The following is a 25,123-nucleotide window of genomic DNA, read 5'->3' as shown; positions in this document are numbered from 1 at the left end:
GGCGATTCAAGGTAAGCCGGCTAATCGACCGCCCGGCCTACTTATCCTTCCTGGCCTTGAGCATCGCCGCGCCCAGGGCACCGAGCTGGCCGTCGTTCTGGCCGCCACCCTGCTGCCCCTTGCCGCCCTGCCCCTGGCCGCGACCGCCGCCGCCCTTGCGCGGGGCCTTTCGGCCCTGGCGCTCGCCGCCACGCTTGGTCGGCTGGCCGTCCTCGCCGGGCTGGTCGTCGAGGCGCATGGAGAGCCCGACGCGGGCGCGCTCGAGATCCACGCTCATCACCTTGACCTTGACGATGTCGCCGGCCTTGACCACCGAGCGCGGGTCCTCGACGAAGGTGTCGGACAGCGCCGAGATGTGCACCAGGCCGTCCTGATGCACGCCGATGTCGACGAAGGCGCCGAAGTGGGTGACGTTGGTGACGCTGCCCTCGAGCACCATGCCGGGCTCCAGGTCCTTGAGCGTCTCGACGCCCTCGCGGAACTCGGCCGCCTTGAACTCGGGGCGCGGGTCGCGGCCCGGCTTGTCGAGCTCCTTGAGGATATCGCTGACGGTGGGCACGCCGAAGCGCTCGTCGGCGAAGTCGGCGGGCTTCAAGGCCTTGAGGGTGGCGCTGTCGCCGATCAGCCCGCCCAGCTCGCGCCGGCTCCGTTGGGCGATGCGCTCGACCAGCGGATAGGCCTCGGGGTGCACGGCGCTGGCGTCCAGCGGATTGTCGCCGCCCATGATGCGCAGGAAGCCGGCACACTGCTCGAAGGTCTTGGGCCCCAGGCGGCTGACGTCGAGCAGCTGCTTGCGGCTGGCGAAGGCGCCCTCGGCGTCGCGGCGGGCGACGATGTTCTCGGCCAGCCCGGCATTGAGGCCGGCGACCCGCGACAGCAGCGCGCTGGAGGCGGTATTCAGATCGACGCCCACGGCGTTCACGCAGTCCTCGATCACCGCCTCCAGGCTGCGCGAGAGCTGCACCTGGGAGACGTCGTGCTGGTACTGGCCGACGCCGATCGACTTGGGCTCGATCTTGACCAGCTCGGCCAGCGGATCCTGCAGCCGGCGGGCGATGGAGACCGCGCCGCGGATGGTCACGTCGAGCTCGGGCAGCTCCCGGGCGGCGTATTCCGAGGCCGAGTACACCGAGGCGCCGGCCTCGCTGACCATGACCTTGGACAGCCGCCGCTTGTCGGCCAGCGCCTTGACCAGATCGCCGGCCAGCCTGTCGGTCTCGCGGCTGGCGGTGCCGTTGCCCACCGCCACCAGGGCCACGTCGTGCTTGTTCACCAGCCGCGCCAGCACGGCCAGCGACTCGTCCCACTGGTTGCGCGGGGCATGGGGGAAGATCGTGGCGTGCTCGAGGAAGCGGCCGGTGGCGTCGACCACCGCCACCTTGCAGCCGGTGCGCAGGCCCGGGTCGATGGCAAGCGTGGCCTTCTGGCCCGCCGGCGCGGCCAGCAGCAGGTCCTTGAGGTTGGCAGCGAACACCTCGATGGCCTCGAGCTCGGCGCGCTCGCGCAGCCGGCCCATCAGCTCGGTCTCGAGATGGGTGTAGAGCTTGACCCGCCAGGTCCAGCGCACCACCTCGGCCAGCCAGCGATCGGCGGGACGGCCCTGATCGGCGATCTCGAAGTGCTTCGCGATCGCCACCTGGGCCGGATGCACGGCGGCCTCCTCCTCGCCGGGCAGGCGCAGGGTCAGCGCCAGCACGCCCTCGTTGCGGCCGCGGAACATCGCCAGCGCCCGGTGCGAGGGCGCCTTGGCCAGCGGCTCGTCGTGCTCGAAGTAGTCGGAGAACTTGGCGCCCTCCTGCTCCTTGCCGGCGATCAGCCACGAGGAGAGCTCGCCGTCGCTCCACAGCCGCTCGCGCAGCCGGCCGACCAGCTCGGCCTCCTCGGCGAAGCGCTCCATCAGGATCTGCTTGGCGCCGTCCAGGGCGGCCTTGGCGTCCTCGATGGCGGGAATGTCGCCGTCGGCGGCACGCAGGTAGTTCGCGGCCTCGGCCTCGGGGTCGCGCGAGGGGTCGGCCAGCAGCGCGTCCGCCAGCGGCTCGAGGCCGGCCTCGCGGGCGAGCTGCGCCTTGGTGCGACGCTTCTTGCGATACGGCAGGTAGAGGTCTTCCAGGCGCTGCTTGGTGTCGGCGGCGCGGAGGCTGGCGGAGAGCTCGGGCGTCAGCTTGCCCTGCTCGTCGATGCTGGCCAGCACCGCCTCGCGGCGCTCCTCCAGCTCGCGCAGGTAGCCCAGCCGCTCGTGCAGCTGGCGCAGCTGGGTGTCATCCAGCCCGCCGGTGACTTCCTTGCGGTAGCGGGCGATGAAGGGCACGGTGGCCCCGCCGTCGAGCAGTTCCACGGTGGCCGACACCTGGGGCCCGCGAACGCCGAGCTCCTCGGCGAGACGATCGATGATCTTGGCTTGTGCGTCCATGTAATCCTTGGCAATCCGGGACAGACGATCGCGACAAGGTACCACACCCCCGGCGGCGCCGGGAGGCGCAGCGGCTCGCGCTTCGCTCAGGCGCCCGAGGCGGGCACGAAGCGCAGCGCCAGGCCGTTGTTGCACCAGCGCAGCCCGCTGGGCTCGGGGCCGTCCTCGAACACGTGGCCCTGATGGCCGCCGCAGCGGGCGCAGTGGTATTCGGTGCGCGGGATCAGCAGGACCAGATCCAGCTCCGTCAGCAGATGCCCCTCCACGTGGGTGAAGAAGCTCGGCCAGCCGGTGCCGGAGTCGTACTTCATGTCGCTGGTGAAGAGCGTCAGATCGCAGCCGGCACAGCGGTACTCGCCCTCGCGGGTCTCCTTGTCCAGCGGGCTCGAGAACGCTGGTTCGGTGCCGGCCTCGCGCAGGATCTCGAAGCGCGCCTCGGACAGCCGCTCGCGCCATTCGGCCTCGCTGAGCTCGAGCGTCTCGAGGCCGGAAGCAGGCTCGAGGTCGAGCTTGGGCCGCGCCAGGGCCAGGCCAGGCAGCACGCCGGCCAGGCCGCCGATCCCCAGCAGCCCCAGGAAATTGCGTCGTTTCATGATGCGCCTCCGTTGATACGAGATGGCCCTTGGTCGGCCCCGCCACCACATCCTTACCTTCACGGCGGACTCCCGGCCAAAAAAGGAGGGAGCCGCCGGATGGCGCCTCCCTCTGGGACCCGGCGCCGAGGCGCCGGTTCATCGAACGATCAGGCCGGACCGGCCTCGACGATCGCCGGGCTCACGCCCTCGAACTTCTTGAAGTTGTCCACGAACTTGGCGGCCAGTTCATCGCGCTTGCGATCGTAGGCGGCCTTGTCGGCCCAGGTCTCGCGCGGGTCGAGCAGCGTGGCGTCGACGCCGGGCACGTCAGTGGGCACCTCGAGATTGAGCCCCTCGAGCCGGCGCGTCTCGGCGCCGCGCAGCGCCCCGCTCTGGATCGCCTCGACGATGGCCCGGGTGGTGGGAATCGAGAAGCGCTCGCCGCCTTCCCCGTAGGCGCCGCCGGTCCAGCCGGTGTTGACCAGATAGACCTGGGCGTCCCGTTCGGCCACGCGCTTGACCAGCAGGTCGGCATAGACCCGGGCCGGCCGCGGGAAGAACGGCGCGCCGAAGCAGGTCGAGAAGGTCGCCTCCAGGCCCTCGGAGGCGCCCATCTCGGTGGAGCCCACCTTGGCGGTGTAGCCGGACAGGAAGTGATAGGCCGCCGCTTCCTTGGAGAGCACCGAGACCGGCGGCAGCACGCCGCTCATGTCGCAGGTCAGAAAGACGATGGCATTGGGCTCGCCGGCGCGGTTCTCGGCGACACGCTTGTCGATGTGCTCGAGGGGATAGGCGGCGCGGGAGTTCTGGGTCAGGCGATCGTCGGTGTAGTCCGGCACGCGCTGCTCGTCGAGCACCACGTTCTCCAGCACGGTGCCGAAGCGAATGGCGTTCCAGATCACCGGCTCGTTCTTCGCCGAGAGGTCGATGCACTTGGCGTAGCAGCCGCCCTCGATGTTGAACACGGTGCCCGGCCCCCAGCCGTGCTCGTCGTCGCCGATCAGGTAGCGCGACGGGTCGGCGGAGAGGGTCGTCTTGCCGGTGCCGGAGAGGCCGAAGAACAGCGTGGTCTCGCCGTTCTCGCCGACGTTGGCGCTGCAGTGCATGGGCAGCACGTCGGCCTCGGGCAGCAGGAAGTTCTGCACCGAGAACATTGCCTTCTTCATCTCGCCGGCATAGCGCATGCCGGCGATCAGCACCCGCCGGCCGGCGAAGTCGAGAATCACGCAGCCATCGGAACGGGTGCCGTCGCGGGCCGGGTCGCACGCGAAGTCCGGCGCATTGAGGATGCGCCACTCGGTCTTGGACGAGGGATTGAAGACCTCGGGGCGCACGAACAGGGTGCGGCCGAAGAGGTTGTGCCAGGCGGTCCGGGTGGTGACCCGCACCGGCTGATAGTGGGCCGGATCGCTGCCCACATGCAGCTCGGAGACGTAGTGCTCGTCGCCGTCGAGAAACGCCTCGACACGCGCCCACAGGGCCTCGAAACGCTCGGCGTCGAAGGGTCGGTTGACGCTGCCCCAGTCGATGGCGTCCCGGGTGGTGGGCTCGTCGACGATGAAGCGGTCCCCGGGTGAGCGGCCGGTACGCGCCCCGGTATTGACCACCAGCGCGCCCTGGGCGGACAGGCGGCCCTCGCCATTGGCCAGCGCCCGCTCGATCAGCTCGGCGCTGGACAGGTTGAGGTGGGTCGTGGCGTGTCGTGTCGTTGTCATGTGGCGATTCCTGGGCCTCGAGGCCCTTCTCTCTCGTTTGCCGGGCGTCCGCGATGCGGTCTCGTCCCATCCCCGGAGGCCGCTTGCGGTTGACCGTCTTGTGAGGCGACGACCGGAACGCGGATGAGTCCGGGGAGTATGACAAACAAGTCGAGTGGCAGGAAATGCCGCCAGATCAACGACTTTCTCGTAATTTTACTAGCGCGCCGACGACCCTGGCGACGCGCCGGCGCCGGCTCAGTGGACGGTCGGGGGCGGGCCCTCGGGGTCCTCGAGCATCGCCTCCACCTCGGCGAGGGTGAACTCGTAGCGGGTGTGGCAGAAGTGGCACTGGGTGGCGATGCCGCCCTGCTCGGCGAGGATGTCGCGCAGCTCGGCGCTGCCCAGCGACAGCAGGGCGCCGGCGATGCGCTCGCGGGAGCAGGTGCAGGCGAAGCGCAGCGCCTTGGGCTCGAAGACCCGCACGGTCTCCTCGTGATAGAGACGGTGCAGCAGCTCGCGCTGTTCGACCCCGAGCAGCTCGGCGTCGGACAGGGTCGAGGCCAGGTGCACGGTGCGCTCCCAGGCGTCGTCGTCCTGGTTCTGCGCCTCGTCGGGCAGGCGCTGCAGCAGCAGGCCGGCGGCACGCTGGCCGTCGTCGGCCAGCCACAGGCGGGTGGGCAGCTGCTCGGACTGGGCGAAGTAGTCCTCCAGGCAGCCGGCCAGGCTGTCGCGGGTCAGCGCCACGATGCCCTGATAGCGATGGCCCTCGCGCGGGTCCAGGGTGATGGTCACCTTGCCCTGGCCGACCAGCTCGGTGAAGCTCGCGTCCTCGGCGGGGATCGCCGCGTCCTCGTCGAGCCGGGCGATGGCGCGCAGCTCGCCGCCGGGGTTGGACTCGGCCATCAGCAGCGACAGCGGGCCGTCGCCGCGGACCTCGATGCTCATGGTGCCGTCGAGCTTGACGGTCTCGGTAAGCAGGGCCACCGCGGCCAGCAGCTCGCCCAGCTGGCGGGTCACCGCCGGGGGATACTCGTGGCGCTCCATGACCTCGGCGTGCGCCTCCTGGAGGGTGACGATCTCGCCGCGGACATTGGTCTCCTCGAAGAGGAAACGCTGAATCTGATCACTCATGATGCTTGCCTGATCGTAATGAAATCGGGAAGTCGGGATGGATATAGGATAGGGAAGACGATGGCCCCGGGGCGCGGAAGGTGCGCCCCGCGCGTCTTCCCGCGCCGGCGACACCGGTGTCTGGCGCCGCTCGGCTCAGTCGCCGCGCATGAAGCGCTTGATCTCGCGTCGCTGCTTCTTGTCGGGGCGCTTGAGCGGGTGCTGCATGGCCTGGTTGGCCTGGCGACGGCTCTCGGCTTCCTTGGTCCGCCGCGCCTCGCTCTCGGCGGTCTCGCGATAGAGCTCGCGCGCCTCCGGGGCGCCGCGACGCTGCTCGGACAGCGCCATCACCTCGACCTCCCAGGTGTCCCAGCCCTGGGGCACGCGGATCAGGGCGCCGACTTCCACGGCCTTGCTGGTCTTGGCGCGGCCGCCGTTGTAATGCACCTTGCCGCCCTCGATGGCCTTCTTGGCCAGCGCCCGGGTCTTGAAGAAGCGCGCCGCCCACAACCACTTGTCGAGACGCACGCCGCTCATGCGCCCTCCTCGTCGCCGGGCCGCTCCTGGGGCAGGATGGCGGCGAAGCGGTCGAGGGCGATGAACTCCTCGAGTGCCTTCTCGGGCCGCCGGCTGTCGGGCTGCTTGATGCCCAGCAGGTGGCGGATGCCGTACTCGCGGGCGCTCTCCAGCACCGCCGCGTTGTCGTCGATGAACAGCGTGCGGGCCGGGTCGAAGGGCTCGACCTCCTGCAGCGAGAACCAGAACTCCTGGGCCTCCTTGGGCACGCCGAGATCGGCGGAGGAGACGATGGCGTCCAGGTAGTCCTCCAGCCCGGTCAGCGGCAGCTTCAGCGCCAGGCTCTCGCGGTCGGCGTTGGTGGCCAGCACCACGCGTGGATGGGCGCGCTTCAGCCAGCGCAGGAAGTCCAGGGCGTCGCTGCGCAGGCCGATCAGGTGCTGAACCTCGCGCTTGAGCGCCAGGATGTCGACGTCCAGCTCGCGGCTCCAGTAGGCCAGGCTGTACCAGTTGAGCGTGCCCTGCTCGCGCAGGATGCGCGCGCGGATCGCCTCCTGACTCGCCTCGTCGAGCCGGTGAAGCTCCACGTAGCGGCGCGGCAGGTGCTCCAGCCAGAAGTGGCTGTCGAAGTGCAGGTCCAGCAGGGTGCCGTCCATGTCGAGAAGGACGGTATCGATGGCGCGCCAGTCGATCATGGGACTCCTTAGGGATGGACGCCTGTCGGGCGGGTCGGCGACGACGCGGTGACGTCCGCCGGGGGAAAGACGTGGTAGTGTACCCAAACGATGCCGAGGACGCATTCCAGCGCCCGACCGACCCGGGCTATCGCCCCGATTGTCGCTATCAATTTAGTGGATGATGAGGCTGGTCCGTCGACAGGCCTTCGCGAGGGCGCTGTAAACCCTTCCATGGGCGCTACCGACGCCCTGCGGCGCTTAAGCTTCCTGCGCCGCTGGCAGGGCCGGTGCTGGCCATCCATGGCCAGCCCGTTCGAAGCATTGCTTCTCACCCCTGGCGTAGGACCCTCGCTTCGACCTGTCCACGGCGTCTCTCATCATGTTCCACTGCAATGGCCCCGCCGAACGACCGGAGATCCCATGACCGACGACCATGCCCCCCACAAGCCGCACGTCCTGGCCCGGCGCAGCGTCGCCCGCAGCCGGCTGTTCAACGTCGAGGAGATGGAGCTGCGCTTTTCCAACGGCGCCGAGCGCACCTTCGAGCGGCTGGGCGGCACCGGGCGCGGCGTCGGCGCGGTGATGATCGTGGCCATGCCCGATCCCGAGCACGTGCTGCTGATCCGCGAGTACGCCGCCGGCGTCGAGGACTATGCCCTGACCCTGCCCAAGGGGCTGGTGGATCCGGGCGAGGACCTGGTCACCGCGGCCAATCGCGAGCTGATGGAGGAATGCGGCTTCGGCGCCCACCGCCTGGAGCCGCTGGTGGAGCTGACCCTGGCACCGAACTACATGCGTCACCGCATGCAGGTGATGCTGGCCACCGATCTCTATCCGAAGCGCCTGCCCGGCGACGAGCCGGAGCCGCTGATCGTCGAGACCCACGCCATCGACGAGATCGGCGCGCTGCTCGCCCGGGAGGACTTCCACGAGGCCCGCGCCATCGCGGCCCTCTACATCGCCCGGGACAGGATGCGTACCGAGAGCACTCGCCCCTCGATCTGGTAGGCCCGATAGAGAAGCGCCGCTTCCCCGGCGTACGAGGAAGCGGCGAGTGAGGAAGCGGCGAGCGTCTCAGCCCTTGGCGTGCAGCCGGCGCGGCAGGCTGCCGCCTTCCTTGAGCTTGACCCAGCGCCCCTGGCGATAGCTGTCCAGCCCCGCCTCGAGCAGGCTCATCACGTCCAGCGCCTCGTCGACGCTCACCGGCGGCGGCGTGCCGCGCAGCAGGGTGCGGGCGATGGCGTCGTAGTAGGCGCGGTAGTCGCCCGGCACGGCCTCGACCTCGTGATGCACCAGCGCGACCTCATCGCCCTCCCCTTCGTTCAGCGTCAGCCGCCCCGGCGAGGGGTCGACGCCCCAGGCCGGCTGCGGGATCTCGCCGGCCTTGAGCCAGCCCTCCTGCGGGTCGAGGCCGTACTTGACGAAGCTGCCGCGGGTGCCGTTGACCCGCCAGCGCGGCGTGGGCTCGGCCACCAGGGTGCTGGCCTTGAGCGTGACGCGCAGGTGGTCGTACTCCAGCACCGCCTGGAAGTCGTCGTCGATCTCGGCGCCGTCACGCAGCGTGGCGAGCTCCAGCAGGATCGCGCGGGGCATGCCGAACAGCGCCCGGACCTGATCGAGCAGGTGCGGCCCCAGGTCGAACCAGATGCCGCTGCCGGGGCGATGCTGCTCGCGCCAGCGGTCGGGCACCGTCGGGCGGAAGCGGTCGAAGCGCGATTCCACCTCGACCACCCGGCCCAGGCGCTCCTCGTCGAGCAGCCCCTTGAGGGTCAGGAAGTCGCTGTCCCAGCGCCGGTTGTGGAACACGCTGAGCAGGCGCTCGGCGCCGTCGGCCAGGGTCTTGAGCTGGCGCGCCTCGGCCAGCGACACGGCAAAGGGCTTGTCGAGCACCACGTGCTTGCCCTTGGCCAGCGCCGCCTTGGCCAGCGGGAAGTGGGTCTCGTTGGGCGTGGCGATCACCACCAGATCGATCTCCGGGTCGGCGAACAGCGCCGCCGCCTTGGCGTGCACCGTGACCTCGGGATAGATCGCCTGGACGCGCTCCGCGTCGCTGGAGACCACGGCGGAGAGCTCGAGGCCCGGCGCGGTCTGGATCAGCGGCGCGTGGAAGGTGCGACCGGCCATGCCGAAACCGATCAGGCCGACGTTGAGGGTCTGGGTCTTCATTGCGAGGCTTCCCTGCTGGATCGAGTCGTTATCTTGGCGATAGTCGAGCGTGTAGGAAAAGAGGCCCCGGCCGTTGCCGGGGCCGGAGGCTCAGTCGAGCTTGGACAGATCGCGCACCGCGCCCTTGTCGGCGGAGGTGGCCAGCAGCGCATAGGCCTTGAGCGCCGCCGAGACCTTGCGCACGCGCTGGATGCTCGGCTTCCAGGCGTCGCGGCCGCGGGCTTCCTCGGCGCGGCGACGCTCGGCGAGCTGCTCGTCGGAGAGCTTCACGTCGATGCTGCGGTTGGGGATGTCGATGCGGATGATGTCACCGCTCCGGACCAGGCCGATGGCGCCGCCGGCGGCGGCCTCCGGGGAGGCATGGCCGATCGACAGGCCCGAGGTGCCACCGGAGAAGCGGCCGTCGGTCAGCAGCGCGCAGCCCTTGCCCAGGCCCTTCGACTTCAGGTACGAGGTCGGGTAGAGCATCTCCTGCATGCCCGGGCCGCCCTTCGGCCCCTCGTAGCGGATCACCACCACCTCGCCCTCGACCACCTTGCCGTCGAGGATGTGCTCCACCGCCTGGTCCTGGGATTCGACCACGTGGGCCGGGCCCTCGAAGACCAGGATCGACTCGTCGACGCCGGCGGACTTCACCACGCAGCCGTCGAGGGCGATGTTGCCCTTGAGCACGGCCAGGCCGCCCTCCTTGGAGAAGGCGTGTTCGTAGTCGCGGATACAACCGGTGGCGCGGTCGCCGTCGAGGCTCGGCCAGCGCGCGCTCTGGGAGAACGCGGTCTGGGTCGGGATGCCGCCGGGGCCGGCCTTGTAGAACTCCACCGTCTCGGCGCTCGGCGAGCGCATGATGTCCCACTGCTCGAGGGCCTCGGCCAGGCTGTCGCCGTAGACGGTGGGCACCCGGGTATCCAGCACGCCGGCGCGGTCCAGCTCGCCGAGGATCGCCATGATGCCGCCGGCGCGGTGCACGTCCTCGATGTGGTACTTCTGGGTGTTGGGCGCCACCTTGCACAGCTGTGGCACCTCGCGGGACAAACGATCGATGTCGTCCATGTCGAAATCGATCTCCGCCTCCTGGGCCGCGGCCAGCAGGTGGAGGATGGTGTTGGTGGAACCGCCCATGGCGATGTCCAGGGTCATGGCGTTCTTGAACGCCGCCTTGGAACCGATGGCGCGCGGCAGCAGGTGCGCCTCCTCATTCTCGTAGTAGCGCTTGGCCAGCTCGACGATGCGATGGCCTGCGGTCTCGAACAGCCGGCGGCGGTCGCCGTGGGTGGCCAGCAGGGTGCCGTTGCCCGGCAGCGCCAGGCCCAATGCCTCGGTCAGGCAGTTCATGGAATTGGCGGTGAACATGCCGGAGCAGCTGCCGCAGGTCGGGCAGGCGCTGCGCTCGATCTCGCTCAGGGTCTCGTCGTCCACCGAGTCGTCGGCGGCCATGACCATGGCGTCGACCAGGTCGAGGCCGTGGTCCAGGAGCTTGGTCTTGCCGGCCTCCATGGGGCCGCCGGAGACGAAGATCACCGGGATGTTGAGGCGCATGGCGGCCATCAGCATCCCGGGGGTGATCTTGTCGCAGTTGGAGATGCACACCAGGGCGTCGGCGCAGTGGCCGTTGACCATGTATTCGACGCTGTCGGCGATGATGTCCCGGCTCGGCAGCGAATAGAGCATGCCGTCGTGGCCCATGGCGATGCCGTCGTCCACGGCGATGGTGTTGAACTCCTTGGCCACCCCGCCGGCCTTCTCGATCTCGCGAGCCACCAGCTGGCCCATGTCCTTGAGGTGGACGTGGCCGGGCACGAACTGGGTGAAGGAGTTGGCCACCGCGATGATCGGCTTGTGGAAGTCGTCATCCTTCATGCCGGTGGCGCGCCACAGGGCGCGGGCACCGGCCATGTTGCGGCCGGCGGTGGTGGTGCGGGAGCGATACTCGGGCATGGTGTCCTCTTGATATGCTGCTGCCGTCCGTGGCCTCGCGCGCACGAGCGCGATGGGCTCGCGCGACGCGTCGGCGAGGTCCCGGGCGGTCTTGGTGTCCAGTATGGCGATTCTGTCATGCCCCCGGGCGACAGGCCAGCGCCACGCCCCTCCCTGCCGGCCCTTGAGGGCTAGTCGCCGATCGCCACCAGCCGCCCGTCCTCGAGCCGGCAGCGGCGGTCGGCCAGGGCCTCGATGTCGTCGCGGTCGTGGCTGACCAGCAGCACCGCCACGCCGGCCGCCTTCTGGCGGCGCACCAGCTCCCACAGCCCGCGCCGGGTGGCGTCGTCGAGCCCGGTGAAGGGCTCGTCGAGCAGCAGCAGCGGCGCGCCCCGCAGCAGCGCGCGCAGCAGCGCCACCCGCTGGCGCTGGCCGCCGGAGAGCTCGTCGGGCAGCCGGTCGTGGAGGCCCTCGAGCCCGACCTCGGCCAGCCCCTCGCGGATGCGCGTCTTCTGCTCGCCGGTGACCCTCATGTCCGGCGCCAGGCCGAGGCCCACGTTGAGCCACACCGGCAGGTGATCGAACAGGTTGTGCTCCTGGAAGACGGTGGTGATGCCGCGCTCCCAGGGCGGCCGCGCCAGCAGGTCCTCCCCCGCCCAGTCGAGCCGCCCGCCGCCGGGCTCGAGGAAGCCGGCCAGCAGCGCCAGCAGCGTGCTCTTGCCGGCCCCCGACGGCCCCTCCACCGACAGGCATTCTCCCGGCGCGAGCCGGAAGGCGAAGCGGAAGTCCGGCGTCTCGCCGGGATCGCAGCGCCTGTAGTGGAAGGTCAGGTCATGGCAGTCGAGCATCGGCGCCTCCTTGCGGCGAGGCCTGTTGTGGGGGACGGCATCGGGCATCGCGCCAGGGATAGCGTGGCGTGCGCCGGGTCAGACGGTCGAGCGCGGCGAACACCAGCGCCACCAGGGCCAGCAGCAGCAGCGCGGTGGCCGCCGCGCCCTGCCAGCGGTAGCCGCCCAGCTGCTGGAACAGCAGCATCGGCAGGGTCGGCGCCGCGGGGCTGCCGAACAGCGCGATCACGCTGAAGTCGCCGAGCGACAGCGTCATCGCGTAGGCCAGCGCCAGGGCCAGCGGGCGGCGCAGCCGCGGCCACTGCAGCCAGCGCAGCCGCGCGACGCCACGCACCCCGAGCTGGTCGGCCAGCCGCCGCTCCGGCGCCGAGAGCCCCGGCAGCGCGCCGCGGACCACCTGCATGGCGAAGGGCAGCGCCATGAAGGCATTGACCAGCACCACCAGGGCGTAGCCCTCCCAGCCGCTGCCGAGCCGCGGGCGCAGCAGCAGGAACAGGCCGGTGCCGAACACCAGCGCCGGGATCACCAGGATCAGCTGGCCGCCGCCCTCCATCAGCGCGGCGAGAAGCGGCCGTTGTCGGTCGCGCAGCCACTGGCGCCCGGCCAGCAGCGCCACGGCCAGCGCCAGCGCACCGAGCCCGGCGCCGAGCGCCATCGAGAGGCTACGCAGCGCCGCGGGCCACAGGCTTGCGCCGCGCGGCATCTCCGGCAGGCCGATCACCCCGGCCACCAGCACCGCCGCCAGCGGCGGCAGCAGCAGCGCGGCCAGCCCGGTGAGCCACATCGCATCGGTGAGCCGCGAGAGCCCCCGGGCATCGCGGCGCCACCAGCGCCCGGCGGGCCGGCCCGGGCGCGCCCCCACCGCCAGCGACGGGGTGCCGCCGCGGGACAGCGCGAGCAGCCACAGCGTCAGGCAGATCGCCAGCTGAGTCAGCGCCAGCAGCGCGGCCAGGGCCAGGTCGTGGTCGAACTTCATGGCCTGGTAGAGCGCCACTTCCAGGGTCGAGGAGGCCGGCCCGCCGCCCAGGGTCATGACGATGGCGAAGCTGGTGAAGCACAGCGTGAACACCAGCGCCGCGAGCCGCGGCAGCAGCGGCGCCAGCCGCGGCCACTCCAGCGCCCGCCACAGCGCGCCGCGAGACAGCCCCAGCTGGCCGGCCAGGCGCCACTGGGCCGCCGGCGCCTCCTCCAGGGCCTGCAGCATCAGCCGCGCGGCCAGTGGCAGGTTGTAGAAGACATGGGCCAGCACGATGCCGGAGAGGCCGTAGAGATAGTCGTCGGGCACCCCGCCGAGCCCATCGCGCAGCGGCGCCAGCCAGCCACGCCGGCCGTGCACGGCGACCAGCCCGAACAGCGCGATCAGGCTCGGGATCACCAGCGACAGCTCCATGGCCCGCAGCAGCAGGCGACGGCCGAGGAAGCGCGGCCGCCGGGCCAGCGCCAGGGCCACGGGAATCGCCAGGCCGATCGACAGCAGCGTGGACAGGCTCGCCTGCCACAGGGTGAAGCGCAGCACGGCGGCGAGCCACGGCTCCTGCCACAGCATCGCCGGATGCAGCTCCCGGGCCTGCCACAGCAGCGCGCCGAGGCTGCCGAGCCCGAGCCCCGCCACCGCGACGAGCGCCGCGATGCCGGCTGCCAGGGGCCAGCGCGAATGCGTGGCCCAGCGCGTGGTCGGGCTCATCGGGCGGCGGCGTTGCGCCACTCGCGGATCCACTCGCGGCGATGCGCCTTCACCGCCTCAGGCGTGAAGGTCAGGCTCTCGGGGGCGATCAGCCGCTCATAGACCTCGGGCAGCTCGTCGCCGAGGTCGATGGCCGGATGCATGACGTTGCCCAGCGGAATATGGCGCTGGAAGTCCGGCGTCAGCATGAAGGCCAGGAACTCGCGGGCGAGCGCGGGATGCTCGCTGGTCGCCAACCGGGCCGCGGTCTCCACCTGCAGGTAGTGGCCGTCGTCGAACTCGGCGGCCTGGTAGCGATCGGTGCCCTCGACGGCCATGTGGTAGGCCGGCGAAGTGGCATACGACAGCACCATCGGCGCCTCGCCGTTCATGAACAGCGAGAAGTAGGCCTGGCTCCAGCCGTTGGTGACGGTCAGCACGCGCTCGTTGAGGCGCGCCCAGATCTCGGGCGCCCGCTCGCCGTAGACCTTCCTGATCCACAGCAAGAGCCCCTGGCCGGTGACGCTGGTGCGCGGGTCCTGGAGGATCACCTTGACGTCGTCCGGGGCGTCGAGCAGTGCCTCGAAGCTCCCGGGCGGCGTCTCGAGCTGCTCGGTGTCGTAGACGAAGGCGAAGTGGCCCCAATCGTAGGGCAGGAAGGTGTCGTCGCTCCAGTCGAGGGGCAGGTCGAGGGCGCCGGCGTCGACGCCGTGGGGCGCCAGCAGGTCCAGCGCGCGGGCCTCGGCCATCAGGTTCATGTCGAGCCCCAGCACCACGTCGGCGGCGGTGTCCTGCCCCTCGAGACGCAGCCGCTGGAGGATGTCGACGCCGCCGGGCAGCGCGACGAACGCGAGATCGCAGCCGCAGCGGGCCTCGAAGGCCTCCTCGATGCCGGGCCCCGGTCCCCACTCGGAGACGAAGGAGTCGTAGGTGTAGACGGTGAGGGTCTCGTCGGCCTGAGCGACGCCGACGGCCAGCAGCGCGGCCAGCGACGCACCGACGGCCTGAACCTTGGGAGCCATGGACATTCCTGTTTGTTCGAGAAGGAGGAAACGAGAAGTGGGGAGTCGGACACGAAAACGCGCCCGCCATTATGCCATCGGCGAGCGCGTTACGGAGGGATGGGGTTATCCGGGGCTTGTCCGGCGACAGGTCTCCGCGGGGCGCTATGAACCCTTCCCTGGGCGCTAACTTTTGCCCTGCGGCGCTCTCGCATCCTGCTCCGCTTGCAGGGCCGGTGCTGGCCATCCATGGCCAGCCCGTTCGGCGGGATCCGCCTCACCCATGGCAAAAACCCCCGCTGCAACCTGTCCCCGGCGCCCCTTGTGGCTCGACCTCAGCGCCTTGTTATCCGAACACGACCTTGGCCACATCCCGATAGTGCCCCGCGAAGTGCACCGTGACGTCCTCCTTGAGGTAGTCCGGCAGCTCCTCGTAGTCGCGGCGGTTGGCCTCGGGCAGGATCACCTCGAAGATCTCGCTGCGGCGGGCGGCGATCACCTTCTCGCGGATGCCGCCCACCGGCAGCACGTGGCCGGTCAGGGTCAGCTCGCCGGTCATCGCCAGCGGCCGGTCGATGGGCCGGTGCTTGGCCAGCGACAGCAGCGCGGTGGTCATGGTCACGCCGGCCGAGGGGCCGTCCTTGGGCGTGGCGCCCTCCGGCACGTGCAGGTGCACGAAGGCGGAGTCGAAGAAGTCCGGGTCGGCGCCGTACTCGCCGAGATGGCCCAGCGCGTAGCTGTAGGCGATGTTGGCGGACTCCTTCATCACGTCGCCAAGCTGGCCGGTGAGCTTGAAGCCGCGGTCCAGGGCGTGCACCTTGCCGGCCTCCACCGACAGGGTCGCGCCGCCCATGGCGGTCCAGGCCAGGCCGGTGACCACGCCCTCGCCCTTCATCACCTTCTCCTTGCGGAAGGTCGGCGCGCCGAGGAACTCCTCGAGGTTCTTCACCGAGACCTTGACCGTCTGCTGGTCATCCTCGAGCAGCTTGACCGCCGACTTGCGCACGATGCGGTGCAGCTGTTTCTCGAGCTGGCGCACCCCGGCCTCGCGGGCGTAGCCCTCGATCACCTGGCGCAGCGCGGCGTCGGTGAGATTGAGGCGCTTCTTGGGGATGCGATCGCGCTCGAGCAGCTTGGGCCACAGGTGATGCTTGGCGATGGCCATCTTCTCCTGGGCGATGTAGCCGGAGAGGCGAATCTGCTCCATGCGGTCAAGCAGCGCCGCCGGGATCGAGTCCAGGGTATTGGCGGTGCACACGAACAGCACCTTGGACAGGTCCAGCCGCACGTCCAGGTAGTGGTCGAGGAAGTCGACGTTCTGCTCCGGGTCGAGCACCTCGAGCAGCGCCGAGGCCGGGTCGCCCTGGAAGGACTGGCCGAGCTTGTCGATCTCGTCGAGCATGATCACCGGGTTCTCGACGCCGACCTCCTTGATCGCCTGCACCAGCTTGCCGGGCATGGCGCCGACGTAGGTGCGGCGGTGGCCCTTGATCTCGGCCTCGTCGCGCATGCCGCCCACCGAGAAGCGATAGAACTCGCGACCCAGCGCCTCGGCGATGGAGCGCCCCACGGAGGTCTTGCCGACACCCGGCGGGCCCACCAGCAGCAGGATGGAGCCGCCGACGTCACCCTTGAAGGTGCCCTCGGCGAGGAACTCGACGATGCGCTCCTTCACGTCCGAAAGGCCGTCGTGGTCGCGGTTCAGCACCTCGCGGGCGTGGCCCAGGTCGAGCTGGTCGTCGCTGGTCAGGCCCCAGGGCAGCGAGGTCAGCCAGTCCAGGTAGTGGCGGGTGGTGCCGTACTCCGGCGAGCCGGTCTCCAGCACCGAGAGCTTGTCGAGCTCGTCGTCGATGCGCTCCTGCACGCGCTCCGGCACCGCCTTGTCCTCGAGGCGGGCGCGGAAGGTGTCGACGTCGTTCTCGCGGTCGTCCTTGGAGATGCCCAGCTCGCGCTGAATGATCTTGAGCTGCTCGCGCAGGAAGAACTCGCGCTGACGCTCCTGCATCTGGGCGTTGACCTGCTCGCTGATCTCGCTCTGCAGCCGGGCGACGTCGATCTCCTTGCGCAGCAGCGGCAGCACCTTCTGCATGCGCTCCATCACCGGCAGCGACTCCAGCACGTCCTGCAGCTCCGGCCCCTTGGCCGAGGTGATGGCGGCGGCGAAGTCGGTCAGCGGCCCCGGCTCGTGGGGGCTGAAGCGGTTGAGGTAGTGCTTGAGCTCCTCGCCGTAGAGCGGGTTGATCGGCAGCAGCTCCTTGATGCCGTTGATCAGCGCCATGGCGTAGGCGCGAGTCTCCTCGTCCTCGGCGTCCACCGGCTCGCGGGGATAGCTGACCTCGACCAGATAGGGCGGCTCCTTGGACAGCCAGCGCTGGATGCGGAAGCGGCGCATGCCCTGGGCGATGAACTGCAGCTGCGAGTCCTCGCCCTGCAGCTTGTGCACCTTGACCGCGGTGCCCATCTCGGGGAAGTCGCCGGGGCTCAGGTCCTCGACGCCGGCCTCGCCGACGAAGGCCAGGCCGACCATGTGGTGCGGCGTGTTGCCGACCCGGCCGATGGTGTCCTCCCAGCGCTCGCGGTTGATCACCAGCGGCTGGACCTGGGCGGGGAAGAAGGGGCGGTTGTGGATCGGCAGCAGATAGAGCCGCTCGGGCAGGGTATCGCTGGCCGGCACCACCGCGTGGCCGGCGCCCTCGTCGAGGTCCAGCTCGCCATCCGTGTCGGCCTGGACCCATTCCAGGCCGTCCTGTTCGTAGCGCTGATCGTCTTCGCTCATGCGTACCTCATCCTGAAGGGACGGGACTTCTCGACCCGTGATGCTTCCGCAATGCGGGCGACGAGGCCGAACTTCAAGTCATCGCCAACGTTCGAGCACCGGCGGCAGCGGCCGGCCGTTGATTCTCACCTTGCCGCCGACCACGTCGATCTGCAGTTCCCGGGTGTCCAGCGGCAGCCCCAGCCCCAGCGCGATCACCGGCGGCAGCGGCTGCCACAGGAAGTCGCCGTCGAGCCGCTCGCGCCAGGCCGCGCGCTCCGCCTCGGTGTCCAGCGCCAGCGGCTCGAGGGCGTCGAGATCGCGGGCATCGAAGACCAGCACGCCCTCGCCGTCCAGCGACAGCCCCAGCATGGGGCTCTCCAGGTCGGCCTCGAGGATATCCAGCCGCGGCGAGTCCGCCAGCAGCGCGCGCAGCGCCGGGGGCAGCGTCTCGCTCAGGGAAGGGGCATCCGCCGCGGCGTGCCCGCGGAGCGCCTCGTGGTGAAGCCGGGCCGCCAGCGCGCGCAGGGCGTCGGCGTCGAGGCGCGACAGCTCGCCGGCCAGCTCGCCGGTCAGCAGCACCTCGTCGCCGGAGAGCACCTCGCCGACGTCGAGCCGGGCCTTGAGCCGCAGCTCCTCGGCGTCCAGCACGGTGCGCGCCGTCAGGCCGAGCTGCTCGGCGTCGAAGGCCAGCTCCGGCGAGCGCCAGGCCAGGTTCTGGATCCGCAGATGATCGTGCTGGTTGAAGTGGAAGACGTCTCGGGTGTAGGAGAAGCGGCTCTCCAGCACCAGCGGGCCGGCGCTGAGGCGGCTCTCGCCGTCATCGAGGTGCAGCTCCGCCAGCCGCGCGCGCAGCCGCCAGTCGCCGACGTCGCCGTGCACGGCGACCCGGCCGCCCTGCAGGGTCAGGGTGCGATCCTGCTGGCGGAAGACCACCGGGGCGAGTTCCAGGGTGGCATCGAGGGTCGAGGAATAGGGGCGGAAGTGGGCGTCCCAGCGCGGCGGCGTGGCGCGCACCGCGCCGTGGTCGGGCTCGATCTCGGGCGCATGGGGCCGCAGGGTGCCGTCCAGGCGAGTCTCCAGCACGCCATGCCGGGCGCGATAGACGAGGTCGAGGTGCCAGGCGTTGCCGAACAGCGGCGCCAGGTGGATCACGCCGTGGGAGGTCAACCAGCCGCGCTCGACGTCGCTGCGCCGCACGCTCAGCTCGCCGCCCTGGCGAAGCTCGGCGACGACCCGCGCCAGCTCGCGCTCGAACAGCAGGCCGGCGAGGGTCTGGGCCACGGCCCAGGCCAGGGCCAGCACCGCCAGCACCGGCACGATCAGGCGCTCCTTGCGCATCGCTCACTCCTTGTCGACGAGACGCCCTGCCCCGGGCCGAGGCGTCGACCTCAGTGGAGCCAGAACCACAGGTGCATGGTACACCAGGCATAGGCGCTGGCGAGGACGTCGTCGATCATGATGCCGAAGCCGCCGGCCACGCGGCGGTCGGCCCAGCGAATCGGCCAGGGCTTGAAGACGTCGAACACCCGGAAGACCACGAAGCCCCACAGGGCGGCCTCCCAGGAGAAGGGCACCGCCATCATGGTCAGCCAGTAGCCGACGAACTCGTCCCAGACGATGCCCGAGTGGTCGTGGACACCGAGGTCGCGGGAGGTCTTCTCGCACAGCCAGATGCCCCACACGAAGGTGATGGCCACCACGAACAGGTACCAGCCGAGCGGCAACTCGGACATCAGCCAGTAGAAGGGAATGGCCGCCACGGTGCCGACGGTGCCCGGGGCGAAGGGCACGGCGCCGCTGCCGAACCCGAAGGCGAGGAAGTGGACCGGCCGGTGCCAGACGCTCTGGGGGGCGCGGTTCATGGCGTGTCTCCTGAGAAGTGCTGCCAGCCCGCGGCGCCGTGCGGCGCCGCGCCGGTGATGCCGGGGGCCTCGCGCACCCGGCCGATCGCGGTCAGTGCCAGGCCCTCGGCCGCCAGCCGCGCCCGAGCCGGCTCGAGGTGCGCCTCGGGCAGCGTCACCAGCAGTTCGTAGTCGTCGCCGCCGCGAAGGGCCGCGTCCATGGCATCGTCGTCGCCGAGCGCCGCCGCCAGGCCCTCGGCCAGCGGCAGCGCCTCGGGCGTCAGCGCGGCGCCCACGCCGGAGGCCGCGCACAGATGACCGAGATCGGCCAGCAGGCCGTCCGAGACGTCGATCGCGGCGGAGGCCAGCTCGCGCAGCGCCAGGCCGGCGGCGAGCCGCGGCTCCGGGCGCAGGTAGCGGCGCAGCAGGGCGTCGTCGCAAGCGCGCTCGCCGGCCTGCCAGCGGGCCAGGCCGCCGGCGCCGGCGCCGAGGGCGCCGGTCACCGCGACCACCTCGCCGGGCCGGGCGCCGGCGCGGGTCAACGCCTCGCGCTCGGGCACCTCGCCCATCACCGTCACGCCCACCGCCAGCTCGCCGCGGGTGACGTCGCCGCCGGCCAGCGCCACGCCGCTGGCGTCGCACAGGGCATGAAAGCCGGCCGCGAAGTCCGCGACCCAGGCGTCATCGGCCTCGGGCAGGGTCAGCGACATCAGGCACCAGCGCGCCCGGGCACCCATGGCGGCCAGGTCGCTGAGGCTGACCGCCAGCGCCCGATGGCCGATGGCCCTGGGCGGGGCATCGGCGGGAAAGTGCACGTCGGCCACCGAGGTGTCGACGCTCACCGCCAGCCGCATGCCCGGCGTGGGCGCGAGCAGCGCGCAGTCGTCGCCGACCCCGAGGCTGACGCCGGCGGCGCTGGCCGCGGGCGTCGGCGCGAGATGACGGGCGATCAGCTCGAATTCGCTGGACATCGGATCGAGGCCTTCAGCGACGACGCGCGGAGACCTCGGCGCCGCGCAGCTTGGCGGCGAGCTTGTCGAGGATGCCGTTGACGTACTTGTGCCCCTCGGTGGCGCCGAAGGACTTGGCCAGCTCGACGCCCTCGTTGATCACCGCGCGGTACGGCACCTCGGGACGCTTGGCGAGCTCGTAGGCGCCCAGGCGCAGGATCGCCAGTTCGATCAGGTCGAGGTCCTCGAGGCGACGGTCGAGCAGCGGCGCGATGGTGGCGTCGAGCTCGCGGCGGTTACGCGCCACCTCGTGCAGCAGCTGGTGGAACAGCGCCAGGTCGGCGATGCCCATCACCTTGAGCCAGTTCTCGTGATCCTCCAGATCCTCGTCGGCGATCTGGCTGCGGAACTCGGCCTCGACGGCGGCGATCGGCTTCTCGGTCAGCTGCCACTGGTAGAGCCCCTGAACGGCCAGTTCACGGGCCGCATGACGGGCCAGCTGTGCCTTGGACGGCTCGCGACGCTGTTCGCTCATCAGGCGTTCTCCCCTTCACCGAAGCGGCGCAGCAGCGAGACCATCTCCATGGCCGCCATGGCCGCCTCGGTGCCCTTGTTGCCGGCCTTGGTGCCGGCACGCTCGATGGCCTGCTCGATGGAGTTGACGGTCAGCACGCCGTTGGCCACCGGAGTGTCGAACTCCAGCTGCAGGCGGTTCATGGCCGAGTTGCACTCGCCGGCCACGTGCTCGAAGTGCGGCGTGCCGCCGCGGATCACCGCGCCCAGGGCGATCACCGCCTCGGGGCGGACCACCTGGAGCACGCGCTTGATGGCCAGCGGCAGCTCCCAGGCGCCCGGGGTGTGGACGATGTCGATGTTCTCTTCGTCGACGCCGTGGCGCGTCAGGCTGTCGACGGCACCCTCGACCAGGCTGTCCACCACATGATGATTGAAGCGGCCCACCACGATCACGTAGCGGCCATCGACGTTGACGAAGCTGCCTTCGACTTGGGAAATCGGTTGCATGGTCTCTTTCCTGCTGAACCCGATGAAAACGGAATCGCCGGGGCGCGCGACGAACGGCGCCCCGGCGAGATGTCGGATGAGGGCGTCAGGCGCCGTCGTCACCCTCGGCGGTCGGCGCCTGGCCGGGCTCGAGGCGCTCGATCACTTCCAGGTCGAAGCCGGAGAGCGCCGAGAACTTCCACGGCGAGCTGAGCAGGCGCATGCGGCCCACGCCCAGCTCACGCAGGATCTGCGACCCGGTGCCGATGGTAAGGTAGTTGCCGGCACCGTCGGAGTCGGTGGTGCGCGGCGCCCGGCGACGCTCCAGGAAGACCTCGAGCAGGTCGTGAAGATCCTGCTGCGGGCGGCCGTCGTCGAGCAGCACGAAGACGCCGTGCTCGGCGCGGGCGACCTCGGCGATCGCCTCGTGGGCGGTCCAGCTGTCGTGCTCGCCCTTCTGCAGCAGCAGCAGGTCGCGCATCACGTTGGACAGGTGCACGCGCACCGTGGTCAGCGACTCGGGCGCCGGGCGCCCCTTGACCAGCGCCAGGTGATGGGCGCCCTGGATGCGATCGCGGAACACGTGCAGCGTCAGCTCGCCGTGGGGGGTCTGTACCGGCATCGACTCCAGCGACTCGACGGTCTGCTCGTTGTGGATGCGGTAGTGGATCAGGTCGGCGATGGTGCCCATCTTCAGCCCGTGCTCGCGGGCGAAGGTCTCGAGCTCGGGGCGGCGCGCCATGCTGCCGTCCTCGCTCATCACCTCGCAGATCACGCCGCTGGGATCCAGCCCGGCCAGGGCCGACAGGTCGCAGGCGGCCTCGGTGTGGCCGGCGCGACGCAGCACGCCGCCGGGCTCGGCCATCAGCGGGAAGATGTGGCCGGGCTGGACGATGTCGTTCGGCTCGGCGTCGCGGGCCACCGCCGCCTGGACGGTGCGCGCGCGGTCGGCGGCGGAGATTCCGGTGCTGACGCCCTCGGCGGCCTCGATGGAGAGCGTGAACTTGGTGCCGAAGCCGGAGCCGTTGTCGCGCACCATCAGCGGCAGCTGCAGGCGCTCGCAGCGCTCGCGGGTCATCGGCAGGCAGATCAGCCCGCGGGCATGGCGCGCCATGAAGTTGATGTGCTCGGCCTCCACCTTCTCGGCGGCCATGATGATATCGCCCTCGTTCTCGCGATCCTCATCGTCCATCAGGATCACCATCCGCCCCTGGCGGATGTCCTCGATCAGTTCGGCGATGGGGGCCAGGCCCCCGGAGGAGGAGTGCTCCATGGAATCTCCATTGACTCTGCTGCGGTCGTCGCGATGCGACGACACCGAAGTCGCCGTCGGGCGTCGTCCGCTCGAAACCGCGTCAGGGTACCGTGGCGTGACCGCCGGCGCTAGTAGTGGCTCGCCCGACGACGCCCATCGGGCGGTCGGGCGGCGTACTCGGAACGGCACGTCGCGGGCGGCGCCGGGCTCAGGCGGGGCGCGCGGTGATGCGCCAGTCGCGGCCCACGGCGCGGATGTCGAGGATCTCCAGCGGCTTCTGTTCGGCCATGGTCTCGAGCCCCGGCAGCGCGAACAGCGGGCGCGCCTCGCCGCCGAGCAGGGTCGGGGCGACGAACAGCTGCATCTCGTCGACCAGTCCGGCGTCGAGCATGGCGCCGGCCAGGGTCGCGCCGGTCTCGAGCAGCGCCTCGTTGACCGCCTCGCGCTCGGCGAGATGCCCCAGCAGGGCCGCCAGATCGACGCGCCCGTCCTCCCCCGCCGGCAGCGCCAGCACCTCGGCACCGGCGGCCTCGAGCCGGCCCCGCCGCTCGGCGTCGTGGTCCTCGACGGTGGCCACCAGGGTGCGGCCCGGCTCGCGCAGGCAGGCCGCCGCCTCGGGCAGGCGCAGGCGGGAATCGACCACCACGCGCAGCGGCTGGCGGGCGGCGATCGCCTCGGCGTCGGGCAGCTCGAGCTGTTCGGCGCGCAGGGTCAGCCGGGAGTTGTCGAAGATCACCGACTCGACGCCGGTGATCACCGCGCTGGAGCGGGCCCGCAGCCGTTGCACCTGACAGCGCGCCCGGGGCCCGGTGATCCACTGGGACTCGCCGGAGCGCATGGCGGTGCGGCCGTCGAGACTCATCGCCATCTTCAGCCGCACGAAGGGACGGCCCCGCGACATCCGCGAGACGAAGCCGGGGTTGAGCGCCCGCGCCTGAGCCTCGAGCAGGCCGACCTCGACCTCGATGCCGGCCGCCTCCAGCATGGAGATGCCGTTGCCGGCCACCAGCGGATTGGGATCGCGCATGGCCATCACCACCTTCGCCACGCCGGCCTGGACCAGCGCCTCGGCGCAGGGCCCGGTGCGGCCATGGTGGGAGCACGGTTCCAGGGTGACGTAGGCGGTGGCGCCGCGGGCGGCCTCGCCGGCGTCATGCAGGGCGTGAACCTCGGCGTGGGGCTCGCCGGCGCGCTGGTGCCAGCCCTCGCCGACCCGACGGCCGTCCTTCACCAGCACGCAGCCCACCCGCGGATTGGGATCGGTGGTATAGAGGCCGCGCCGGGCGAGCACCAGGGCACGGGCCATCCAGCTCTCGGGGGAACGGGCCACGGCGCTCATGATTCACCGGACCCGTCGGGCTGGAAGCTCGGCTCCTGGGCCAGGCGATCGATCTCGGCGCGGAACTCGTCGATGTCCTGGAAGCGGCGATAGACCGAGGCGAAGCGGATGTAGGCCACCTGGTCGAGGCGCTTCAGGGCGTGCATGACCTCCTCGCCGACGTCCCGGGCGTGGATCTCGCGCTCGCCGCGGGCGCGCAGGGTCTGGCGGATGCGCTCCACCGCGGCCTCGATCGACTCGGCGCTCACCGGGCGCTTCTCCAGGGCGCGCAGCATCCCGGCGCGCAGCTTGACCTCGTCGAACAGCTCCCGGGACCCGTCCCCCTTGATCACCCGCGGCATCACCAGCTCGGCGGTCTCGTAGGTGGTGAAGCGCTCGCCGCAGGCCGCGCACTGGCGCCGCCGCCGCACCTGATCGCCGTCGACGACCAGTCGGGAATCGGTCACGCGGGTATCGGAGGCGCCGCAGAAGGGACAGTGCATAAGCAGGGTTCCGGGAGGTCGGGGACGATGAAGGATGTCGCCACATTGTAACGGTTTTGGCCCCGCGACGCCCAGCGAACCCCGGGGCCGTCTCGCTGTCAGCAGAGGGCCACCCATACACGGAGGAACGCCATGCGCGCCCTGCCCCGCCGCCTGCTGCCGGTCGCCCTGCTGCTGCCCCTCGTCGCGTCCGCCGACGAGCTCCCCGCCCCGCTCCAGGCCCTCGAGGCCGAGGGCCTCACGATACACGGCCGCTTCGAGGCGCCCGACGGGCTGACCGGCTACGCCGCCAGCGCCGGCGGCCAGCCGATGACGGTGTTCGTCACCGAGGGCGGCGAGCACGCGGTGATCGGCAACCTGGTGGACGCCGAGGGCGAGAACCTCTCCCGGGCGCCGCTGGACCGCCTGGTGCGCGCGCCACAGGACGCCGAGACCTGGGGCGAGCTCGAGCGGAGCGCCTGGATCGCCGACGGCCGCGACGACGCCGAACGCATCGTCTATGTGTTCACCGATCCCAACTGCCCCTACTGCCGCCAGTTCTGGCAGGCCGCTCGCCCCTGGGTGGAGGCCGGCAGGGTCCAGCTGCGCCACGTGATGGTCGGCATCCTCGCCGCCGACAGCCCGCGCAAGGCGGTCTCGCTGCTGGCCGCCGACGACCCCGCCGCGGCGCTGGCCGACCACCAGCGCGGCGATACGGTCGCGATCCGCGACGCCCTGCCCCGCCGGCTGGAGCTGGCGCTGCAGGAGAACCACAACCTGATGGACGACCTCGGCCTGGTCGCCACCCCGGGCATCGTCTATCGACAGGACGGCCCGCAGGGCGGCGGCCGGCTGGAGACCGCCCAGGGCATGCCGCAGGAGGACACGCTGGCCGAGATCCTCGGTCCGCGCCCCTGATCGCGACGGCCCCCGATCACGC

22 protein-coding genes are annotated in these 25,123 nt (G+C 70.9%); 2 read left to right on the top strand and 20 right to left on the bottom strand.

Features of this window, described 5'->3' with window-relative positions; genetic code table 11:
* Positions 1-37: 37 nt before the first annotated feature.
* The 6 genes from FIU88_RS03920 to yrfG all read right to left on the bottom strand — a co-directional run bounded on the left by FIU88_RS03920 (position 38) and on the right by yrfG (position 7,003).
* Positions 38-2,410, bottom strand: a complete 2,373-nt coding sequence (locus FIU88_RS03920; protein ID WP_152478268.1) for a Tex family protein — start codon at positions 2,408-2,410, stop codon at positions 38-40.
* 86 nt (positions 2,411-2,496) lie between these two features.
* Positions 2,497-3,003 (bottom strand): peptide-methionine (R)-S-oxide reductase MsrB, encoded by a 507-nt coding sequence (gene msrB, locus FIU88_RS03915; protein WP_016856151.1) that lies wholly within the window; start codon positions 3,001-3,003, stop codon positions 2,497-2,499.
* Positions 3,004-3,152: 149 nt separating this feature from the next.
* Positions 3,153-4,700, bottom strand: a complete 1,548-nt coding sequence (locus FIU88_RS03910) for a phosphoenolpyruvate carboxykinase (RefSeq protein WP_152478267.1) — start codon at positions 4,698-4,700, stop codon at positions 3,153-3,155.
* Between the two features lie 237 nt (positions 4,701-4,937).
* Complete coding sequence (gene hslO, locus FIU88_RS03905) at positions 4,938-5,813, bottom strand: Hsp33 family molecular chaperone HslO (protein ID WP_016856153.1); 876 nt, start codon at positions 5,811-5,813, stop codon at positions 4,938-4,940.
* A gap of 135 nt (positions 5,814-5,948) precedes the next feature.
* Positions 5,949-6,329, bottom strand: coding sequence for a ribosome-associated heat shock protein Hsp15 (gene hslR, locus FIU88_RS03900; RefSeq protein WP_152478266.1), 381 nt, complete (start codon positions 6,327-6,329; stop codon positions 5,949-5,951).
* Positions 6,326-7,003, bottom strand: a complete 678-nt coding sequence (gene yrfG, locus FIU88_RS03895) for a GMP/IMP nucleotidase (protein ID WP_152478265.1) — start codon at positions 7,001-7,003, stop codon at positions 6,326-6,328. The genes hslR and yrfG overlap by 4 nt, the downstream gene beginning before the upstream one ends.
* Positions 7,004-7,405: 402 nt before the next feature.
* Between yrfG and nudE the strand changes: the two genes are divergently transcribed.
* Positions 7,406-7,993: an ADP compounds hydrolase NudE gene (gene nudE, locus FIU88_RS03890; protein WP_152478264.1), complete on the top strand. Its 588-nt coding sequence runs from the start codon at positions 7,406-7,408 to the stop codon at positions 7,991-7,993.
* A gap of 66 nt (positions 7,994-8,059) precedes the next feature.
* Here nudE and FIU88_RS03885 read toward each other — a convergent pair whose 3' ends face one another.
* The 14 genes from FIU88_RS03885 to nrdR form a co-directional block, all read right to left on the bottom strand.
* Positions 8,060-9,151, bottom strand: coding sequence for an oxidoreductase (locus FIU88_RS03885; RefSeq protein WP_152478263.1), 1,092 nt, complete (start codon positions 9,149-9,151; stop codon positions 8,060-8,062).
* Between the two features lie 90 nt (positions 9,152-9,241).
* Positions 9,242-11,086, bottom strand: coding sequence for a dihydroxy-acid dehydratase (ilvD, locus tag FIU88_RS03880; protein WP_152478262.1), 1,845 nt, complete (start codon positions 11,084-11,086; stop codon positions 9,242-9,244).
* Positions 11,087-11,256: 170 nt separating this feature from the next.
* The gene (locus FIU88_RS03875; RefSeq protein ID WP_152478261.1) at positions 11,257-11,913 is read right to left on the bottom strand and encodes an ATP-binding cassette domain-containing protein; all 657 of its coding nucleotides are present in this window, start codon (positions 11,911-11,913) and stop codon (positions 11,257-11,259) included.
* Positions 11,897-13,597 carry a thiamine/thiamine pyrophosphate ABC transporter permease gene (gene thiP / locus FIU88_RS03870; protein ID WP_152478260.1) on the bottom strand — a complete coding sequence of 567 codons (1,701 nt, stop codon included), beginning with the start codon at positions 13,595-13,597 and terminating at the stop codon, positions 11,897-11,899. Before thiP ends, FIU88_RS03875 begins: the two co-directional genes overlap by 17 nt.
* Complete coding sequence (thiB, locus tag FIU88_RS03865) at positions 13,594-14,598, bottom strand: thiamine ABC transporter substrate binding subunit (protein ID WP_152478259.1); 1,005 nt, start codon at positions 14,596-14,598, stop codon at positions 13,594-13,596. The genes thiP and thiB overlap by 4 nt, the downstream gene beginning before the upstream one ends.
* A gap of 325 nt (positions 14,599-14,923) precedes the next feature.
* Positions 14,924-17,353 (bottom strand): endopeptidase La, encoded by a 2,430-nt coding sequence (gene lon, locus FIU88_RS03860; protein WP_016856162.1) that lies wholly within the window; start codon positions 17,351-17,353, stop codon positions 14,924-14,926.
* 78 nt (positions 17,354-17,431) lie between these two features.
* Positions 17,432-18,673 carry a DUF945 family protein gene (locus FIU88_RS03855; RefSeq protein WP_152478258.1) on the bottom strand — a complete coding sequence of 414 codons (1,242 nt, stop codon included), beginning with the start codon at positions 18,671-18,673 and terminating at the stop codon, positions 17,432-17,434.
* A gap of 50 nt (positions 18,674-18,723) precedes the next feature.
* Entirely contained in the window at positions 18,724-19,197 is a 474-nt protein-coding gene (locus FIU88_RS03850; protein ID WP_016856164.1) for a phosphatidylglycerophosphatase A, read from the bottom strand.
* A complete protein-coding gene (gene thiL, locus FIU88_RS03845; RefSeq protein WP_152478257.1) occupies positions 19,194-20,147 on the bottom strand; it encodes a thiamine-phosphate kinase in 954 nt (317 codons plus the stop codon). Before thiL ends, FIU88_RS03850 begins: the two co-directional genes overlap by 4 nt.
* Positions 20,148-20,160: 13 nt before the next feature.
* Entirely contained in the window at positions 20,161-20,661 is a 501-nt protein-coding gene (gene nusB / locus FIU88_RS03840; RefSeq protein WP_152478256.1) for a transcription antitermination factor NusB, read from the bottom strand.
* On the bottom strand, positions 20,661-21,149 hold the full coding sequence (gene ribE, locus FIU88_RS03835) for a 6,7-dimethyl-8-ribityllumazine synthase (protein ID WP_016856622.1): 489 nt from the start codon (positions 21,147-21,149) through the stop codon (positions 20,661-20,663). The genes nusB and ribE overlap by 1 nt, the downstream gene beginning before the upstream one ends.
* Before the next feature lie 85 nt (positions 21,150-21,234).
* Positions 21,235-22,401, bottom strand: coding sequence for a bifunctional 3,4-dihydroxy-2-butanone-4-phosphate synthase/GTP cyclohydrolase II (ribBA, locus tag FIU88_RS03830; RefSeq protein ID WP_152478255.1), 1,167 nt, complete (start codon positions 22,399-22,401; stop codon positions 21,235-21,237).
* Positions 22,402-22,591: 190 nt separating this feature from the next.
* Entirely contained in the window at positions 22,592-23,722 is a 1,131-nt protein-coding gene (gene ribD / locus FIU88_RS03825; protein ID WP_152478254.1) for a bifunctional diaminohydroxyphosphoribosylaminopyrimidine deaminase/5-amino-6-(5-phosphoribosylamino)uracil reductase RibD, read from the bottom strand.
* A complete protein-coding gene (nrdR, locus tag FIU88_RS03820) occupies positions 23,719-24,204 on the bottom strand; it encodes a transcriptional regulator NrdR (RefSeq protein ID WP_152478253.1) in 486 nt (161 codons plus the stop codon). The genes ribD and nrdR overlap by 4 nt, the downstream gene beginning before the upstream one ends.
* Positions 24,205-24,336: 132 nt before the next feature.
* On the opposite strand from nrdR, the gene dsbG reads away from it, so the two are divergent.
* On the top strand, positions 24,337-25,101 hold the full coding sequence (gene dsbG / locus FIU88_RS03815; protein WP_152478252.1) for a thiol:disulfide interchange protein DsbG: 765 nt from the start codon (positions 24,337-24,339) through the stop codon (positions 25,099-25,101).
* Positions 25,102-25,123 lie beyond the last annotated feature (22 nt).

It is taken from the genome of Halomonas sp. THAF12 (assembly GCF_009363675.1).
GTDB lineage: Bacteria > Pseudomonadota > Gammaproteobacteria > Pseudomonadales > Halomonadaceae > Halomonas > Halomonas smyrnensis.
This window is presented reverse-complemented; position numbering and strand designations above follow the sequence as displayed.